Annotated in this window: 6 protein-coding genes; 3 read left to right on the plus strand and 3 right to left on the minus strand. The window is 75.5% G+C overall.

Annotated elements, in window-relative coordinates:
- Positions 1–24 precede the first annotated feature (24 nt).
- Positions 25–738: a hypothetical protein gene (locus D476_RS0106505; RefSeq protein ID WP_017623153.1), complete on the plus strand. Its 714-nt coding sequence runs from the start codon at positions 25–27 to the stop codon at positions 736–738.
- A 37-nt stretch (positions 739–775) separates the two neighbouring features.
- On the opposite strand, the gene radA is transcribed toward D476_RS0106505, so the two are convergent.
- The gene (radA, locus tag D476_RS0106510) at positions 776–2,143 is read right to left on the minus strand and encodes a DNA repair protein RadA (protein ID WP_017623154.1); all 1,368 of its coding nucleotides are present in this window, start codon (positions 2,141–2,143) and stop codon (positions 776–778) included.
- A gap of 209 nt (positions 2,144–2,352) precedes the next feature.
- On the opposite strand from radA, the gene D476_RS0106515 reads away from it, so the two are divergent.
- Entirely contained in the window at positions 2,353–3,099 is a 747-nt protein-coding gene (locus tag D476_RS0106515; RefSeq protein WP_017623155.1) for a hypothetical protein, read from the plus strand.
- A gap of 37 nt (positions 3,100–3,136) precedes the next feature.
- On the opposite strand, the gene D476_RS0106520 is transcribed toward D476_RS0106515, so the two are convergent.
- Positions 3,137–3,754 carry a class I SAM-dependent methyltransferase gene (locus D476_RS0106520; protein WP_017623156.1) on the minus strand — a complete coding sequence of 206 codons (618 nt, stop codon included), beginning with the start codon at positions 3,752–3,754 and terminating at the stop codon, positions 3,137–3,139.
- Between the two features lie 149 nt (positions 3,755–3,903).
- Here D476_RS0106520 and D476_RS0106525 point away from each other — a divergent pair, with 149 nt between their 5' ends.
- Positions 3,904–4,842, plus strand: coding sequence for a sugar phosphate isomerase/epimerase family protein (locus D476_RS0106525; RefSeq protein WP_017623157.1), 939 nt, complete (start codon positions 3,904–3,906; stop codon positions 4,840–4,842).
- A 31-nt stretch (positions 4,843–4,873) separates the two neighbouring features.
- Here the strand turns inward: D476_RS0106525 and D476_RS0106530 are convergent, their stop codons facing one another.
- Positions 4,874–5,947, minus strand: a complete 1,074-nt coding sequence (locus D476_RS0106530) for an alkene reductase (RefSeq protein ID WP_017623158.1) — start codon at positions 5,945–5,947, stop codon at positions 4,874–4,876.
- Positions 5,948–6,504: the final 557 nt, after the last annotated feature.

Genomic DNA, 6,504 nt, shown 5'->3' on the forward strand with positions numbered 1-6,504 from the left:
TGGAAGCGGCGTGTCTTCGTACTGGTGGGCCTGCTGGCGGTGGTGACGCTGATCGCCTATGCCTGCCGCCCGTCCGCCTCGGACACCGAGAACGCGGCCGGGGCGTCCCCGGAAGCCTCCTCCTCGCCGTCGGCGGAGCCGACGCCCAGTGTCGCACCGTCGCCCACCCCCAGCACATCGCCGAGCGCGGACGGGGGCGACGAGGACGGCGGGGACGGAGACGGGGAGGACTCCTCCGACTCCTCCGGCTCGGGCTCCTCCGGCGGATCGGGCTCCGGGGACGGGGACGGGGGCGATGAGGGCTCCGACGGGGAGTTCCCCGCGCCGAAGAAGGCCGGCGACCCGTGCCGCCCCTCCGACGTCGTCGTGACGGTGGAGACCGACAAGAGCGACTACGCCTGGGACGCCGAGCCGAAGATCGAGGTCACCGCCGTCAACACCGCCGACCAGACCTGCACGGTGGACCTGGGGCCCGAGAACATGGAGGTGCGCATCACCTCCGGCGACGACCGGGTGTTCTCCACCGCCGACTGCGCGGCGCGCGAGGACGAGAACAAGGTCGAGCTGGAGCGCGGCGTGCCGGAGAAGACGTCCTTCTCCTGGGACCGGAAGCGGTCCTGGAAGGACTGCCGGGACACCGAGGCCACCGCCAAGCGCCCCGGGACCTACGTGGCCGCGCTCGAGGGCGACTACGCCTCCGGCAAGGACCGGGAGCGCGAGGTCTTCCGGCTGAACTGACCGGACGCCCGGGGCGGCCCCGCCCCGGACGCCGGGATCAGCCGGAGCGGCGGCGCCGGGCGGGCAGGGCCGCGCCCAGGGCCTCGGACACGTCGTCGACGCCCACCACCTCGATGCCCTCCACCGGGACCTCGCTGTGCCGGGGGACGATCGCCCGGGTGAAGCCGAGCCGCTGCGCCTCGATCAGGCGGCGCTCCACGCCGTCCACCGCGCGCACCTCGCCCGCCAGGCCGACCTCGCCCAAGGCGGTCAGGCCGCGCGGCAGCGCCTCGTCCCGGGCCGACCCGGCCACCGCCAGCGCCAGCGCCAGGTCGACCGACGGCTCGCCCAGCCGCACCCCGCCCACGGTGGACAGGTACACGTCCGCATTGGCCAGGCGCACCCCGGCCCGCCGTTCCAGCACCGCCAGCACCATGTTCACCCGCGCCTGGTCCAGGCCGGAGGTGGCCCGGCGCGGCTGCGGCAGGTTGGTCGGCGCGACCAGGGCCTGCACCTCGGCGATCAGCGGGCGGCGCCCCTCCAGGGTGACCGTCACGCAGGTGCCCGGCACCGGCTCGTTGCGGCGGGTCAGGAACAGCCCGCTGGGGTCGGGCAGGCCGATGATCCCGGCCTCGCCCAGGTCGAAGCAGCCGATCTCGTCCGTGGGCCCGTACCGGTTCTTGACCGCCCGCAGCATGCGCAGCCGGGAGTGGCGGTCGCCCTCGAACTGCAGCACCACGTCGACCAGGTGCTCCAGCAGCCGGGGACCGGCGATCGAGCCGTCCTTGGTGACGTGCCCGACCAGCACGGTGGCGATGCCGCGCTCCTTGGCGATGCGGATGAGCGCCCCGGCCACCTCCCGCACCTGCGTCACGCCGCCGGGCACCCCGGACACCTCCGGGGCGCTCATGGTCTGCACCGAGTCGACGATGAGCAGCCCGGGGGCGACCGCGTCCACGTGCGAGGCGACGGCGCCGACCGTGGTCTCGGCGGCGAGGTAGAGCTTGGGGGAGAGCGCCCCGAGCCGCTCGGCGCGCAGCCGCACCTGGCCGGTGGACTCCTCGCCCGTGACGTAGAGCACCGGGCCCGCGTCCGCCGACAGCGCGGCGACCTCCAGCAGCAGCGTCGACTTGCCCACCCCGGGCTCGCCCGCCAGCAGCATCACGCCGCCGGGGACCACCCCGCCGCCGAGCACCCGGTCCAGCTCGTCGAGGCCGGTGGGGGAGGCGTGCGCGGTCTCCACGTCGATCTCGGTGATGGGGCGGGCGGCGGTGGCCACCCGGGTGGGGGCCACGGCGGTCGGCGCGGGCGCACCCGCCTCCTCGACGGTGCCCCAGGCCTGGCACTCCCCGCACCGGCCCACCCATTTCAGCGTGGTCCAGCCGCACTCGGTGCACTGGAAGGAACTCTTCGCGCTCTTCGCCATGGTTGCACGCTAGCCCCTCGGGGCGACAGGACGTGCCCGGCCGCACGGCCTGGGGACGGCGGGCGCGGTGGCGGCGGAGCGGGCCGGACGGATCCGGAACCAGGCGGCGCACAGGTGAGTCAGACCGGGCGAAGGGCCGGGCGCGGGCAGGGCGCCCGGCGCGCGCCGCGGCGCGCGGGCGCGCACGAGGCACCTGGGAGAGGACGGCCGTGGAACCCCCGATCAGCACCCTGGCCCGAAGGGCGGCGCTGGCGCTGGCCTGCGCGGGCGCAGTGGCCGCCTCGTCCGCGTGCGGCCTGGTCGCCTACGTCCGGGACGGCGAGCTGCCGCCCGACCGGGACGGCACGGCGGCGGCCGGGCCGAGCCCGTCGCCGTCCGGCTCCCCCGGCGCCCCGGACGGGTCCGCCCCGGACGGCTCCCCGCCGCAGGACGGCCCCTCCGGCGGCGCCTCCCCCGGGGACGCGTCCCCCGGCGGGGCGTTCCGCACCGGGCCGGTGCCGGCCGAGGAGCCCGTGTTCGACGAGGACAGCCTGGGGCCCGCGCCGCCGCCCGAGGACTTCACGGCCTCGGTGGAGTACGAGCTCAAGCGGTTCGTCAACGCGTTCGGGATGGAGTACGACCCGGAGTCGGCGGTCGTCTGCGGGGAGCTGGCCCCCGAGGACGGCGCCACCGGGTCCTGCGAGGCGACCTACATGGGGTACCGGGCGGTCTTCGACGTCACCGTCACCGGCGCCGAGACCTTCGAGTACGAGACCGGGCGGCTGCCGGTGTCGCGGGCGGCCCTGGAGGAGCGGTACCGCTACCACACCGGGCAGGAGGAGGTGCGCTGCGAGATGGACGAGTACACGATGGTGACCTCGGCCTCCAGCGCGATCGAGTGCGCGTCGGCGGCCGGGGACCGGGCGCTGGTCGAGGTCTCCTCGGACGGGTCGGGGGTGGCCTTCGATGAGCGGTGAGGCGGCGCCGGGCGCGGCCGGGACGGCGGCGGCCCGGTCAGTACTCGCGCCACCACAGGTTGACCGCGTAGTCCACGTCGAGCCCGGGGTGGGCCGCGATGATCTCGTCGGCCAGGCCCCGCGGGAACTCGATGCGCACCACGGCCTCGAAGTCGGCCCGGCGCTCGAAGTGCCACCGGATGTCCAGCGGCTCCCGGGTGAACCCCTGCGCCGCCCAGAACCGCTCCACGTCGTCCGGGTCGTAGCGGGGCAGGAAGCGCCGGAACCAGCCGCCGAAGGTGCTGCGGGAGGCGTCGTTGTCGATGATGAACGCCGCGCCGCCCCGGCGCATCACCCGGGACAGCTCGCGCAGGCCCGGCTCGCAGCCGCGGCCGAAGAAGTAGGCCCACCGGGCGTGCGCCACCTCCACCGAGGCGTCGGGCACCGGGAGGCGCTGCGCCACCCCGGTGCGCACCTCGGCGTTGTCCAGCCCGGCGGTGCGGGCGCGGGCGGCCGCCGCCAGCTCCCCGTGCGGCTCCACCCCGGTCACGTGCGCGGCGACGGCGGCGAAGGCGGGCAGGTGGTAGCCGGTGCCGCAGCCGATGTCGAGCACCCGTGCCCCGGCCATGGGGCGGATGCGCTCCATGGCGGCCCGGATGCGGCCGTCCGGGTCCACGGCGGCGTTCTCCAGCTCGTAGACGCCGGGGCTGTGCCAGATGTTGGGGCTGGGGATCGCCCCCTGAAGTGCGGCTCTCACCCCGGGCAGGCTAGCCGCGCCGACGGCCCCCGGGCCAATCCGGCCCCCCACCGCATAGGGTTGACCGGGTGAGCGCTATCGAGGTCCCCGACGCGCCGGTGGTCCTGTCGACCGCCTCGGTCTTCCCGGAGAAGACGCCCGCCGCCTTCGAGATCGCCGCCGAGCTCGGCTACGACGGCATCGAGGTGCTGGTCTCCTCCGACCCGGTCAGCCAGGACACCGACATGCTGCGCCGGCTCTCCGACTACCACGGCGTCCCCGTCACCGCGGTGCACTCCCCCTGCCTGATCTTCACCCAGCGGGTGTGGGGGCGCGACCCCTGGGAGAAACTGGTCCGCTCCAAGGCGATGGCCGAGGCGCTGGGCGCCACCGCGATCGTGGTGCACCCGGCCTTCCGCTGGCAGCGGGAGTACGCCAAGGCCTTCGAGGAGGGCATCGCCCGCATGCAGGAGGAGACCGACGTGGTCTTCGCCGTGGAGAACATGTACCCGGTGCACATGGGCGACCGGGAGGTGGTCCCCTACGCGCCGAGCTGGAACCCGCTCGACCGGGACTACCCGGACGTCACCCTGGACCTGTCGCACACCGCGATGTCCCGGTCGGACGCCATGGACATGGCCAAGCGGCTCGGCGGGCGGCTGTCCCACGTGCACCTGGCCGACGGGTTCGGCGGGCAGAACCTGGACGAGCACCTGATCCCGGGGCGCGGCGCACAGCCGTGCGCGGAGCTGCTGGAGCACCTGGCCACCACGGGGTACGAGGGGCAGATCGTCCTGGAGGTCAACACCCGCAAGGCGGCCGACCGCCAGGCGCGCGAGCTGGAGCTGGCCGAGGCGCTGGCGTTCAGCAGGCTGCACTTCGCGGGCGCCCCCGCGAAGGAGGGCCGCCCCGACCGGCGTGAGCGCGTCGCCCTGCGGCGGCGCAGGCCCGCCGGGCCGGAGCGCACCTTCGTCGTGGGGCCCGGGGGCACCGCCGAGGAGGAGCGGCGGGACGGCGGGGACGGCTGAGGCCGCCCCCGCGCCCCGCCCGGGAGGCTCCTCAGTCCTGCAGGCGCGGGTAGTCGGTGTACCCGCGGTGGTCGCCGCCGTAGAAGGTGGCGGGGTCGGGCTCGTTGAACGGGCCGCCCGCGCGCACACGCGCGTCCAGGTCGGGGTTGGCCAGCCAGTCGGAGCCGACGGCGATCGCGTCGGCCGCGCCCTCCCGGAGGGCGTCGGCGCCCGCGTGCACCGTGCGGCCCCCCTCGGACGGGGCGGCCGTGGGGTTGAGCACCAGCGTGCCGGGCCAGGCGTCGCGGACCGCCTTGGTGACCGCCCGGTCGCCGACCTCCATGATGTGCAGGTAGGCCAGGCCGAGCGGGGCGAGCTCGCGGGCGAGCGCGGGGTAGAGCTCGGCGGTGTCGCTCTCGGTGATGCCGTTGAAGGTGTTGCCGGGGGAGATCCGGAACCCGACCCGCTCGGGGCCGATCGCCTCGGCCGCGGCGGCCGCGGTCTCCAGGGCGAAGCGCATCCGCGCCGCGGGGGAGCCGCCGTAGGCGTCGGTGCGCCGGTTGCTGCCGTCGGCCAGGAACTGGTGGATGAGGTAGCCGTTGGCGCCGTGCAGCTCCACGCCGTCGAACCCGGCGTCGACGGCGTTGCGGGCGGCGTCGGCGAAGTCCTCGACGGTGGCGGCGATCTCCTCGGCGGTGAGCTCGCGCGGGACGGGGTGCTCCAGCATGCCCTCGGGGGTGAAGAGGGACTCGCCGGAGGCGATGGCCGAGGGCGCCACGGGCAGGGCGCCATCGGGGTACAGGTAGGGGTGGCCGATCCGGCCGGCGTGCATGAGCTGGAGGAAGATGCGTCCGCCGCGGGCGTGGACCGCCTCGGTCGTCGCGCGCCAGGCGGCGACCTGGTCGGCGGTGTGCGCGCCGGGGGTGTCGATGTAGCCCTGGCCGATGGCGCTGGGCTGGGTCCCCTCGGTGATGATGAGCCCGGCGGAGGCGCGCTGGGCGTAGTACTCGGCGGTGAGGCCGGTGACGAGCCCGCCCTTGGCCCGCGAGCGGGTCATGGGGGCCATGAACAGGCGGTTGGGCAGGTCGAGCGGGCCGAGCGAGACGGGGTCGAAGTAGCCGGGCACGGGGTGGTCCTCTCGTCGTGGTCGTGAGCCGGTCCGGGGGGCGGAGCGCGGGTCCGCCCCGGCACACCACCACGGTGCGGGAGCGGACTCGCCGGGCACTTGCCGAGCGCTTGCCGAACGGAGGCCGCCGTGGTGGCGGGGGCGGGGCGGCCCCGCCCGCTGGAAGGGGAGGGGCGCGGCCCGCACGGCACGACCGTGCCGGTCGGCGCGCCGCCGACCGGTGAGGACGCGGTGAGACCGTCGATGGGAGACGTGTGCCCCGATCAGCGGTCGGAGACCGCCGGTAACCGCTTGACCGGGGCGCCGATCACCCGGGCGCCGGATTGCGGTGTAGAGCGCGCGGCCCCTCCGGCACACACCGGCCCCAGCTGGCCCTTCGGCGTGCAGACCACCCGCCCCGATCCTCTGGCGCACCCGGCCCGCACGCACCGACCGCGGGGGCCCCTCGCCGTGTCCGCAGCAGGTTCAGAAATTTCCCATCGATGATCCAGGGGGTGTTGCGCGGGGCATGGCCATATGAGTACGTCGACGAGGAGTGAGAGCGCGTGTTCGCCGGT

Origin of the sequence: Nocardiopsis chromatogenes YIM 90109, from assembly GCF_000341185.1 — a bacterium.
GTDB classification, from domain to species: domain Bacteria; phylum Actinomycetota; class Actinomycetes; order Streptosporangiales; family Streptosporangiaceae; genus Nocardiopsis_A; species Nocardiopsis_A chromatogenes.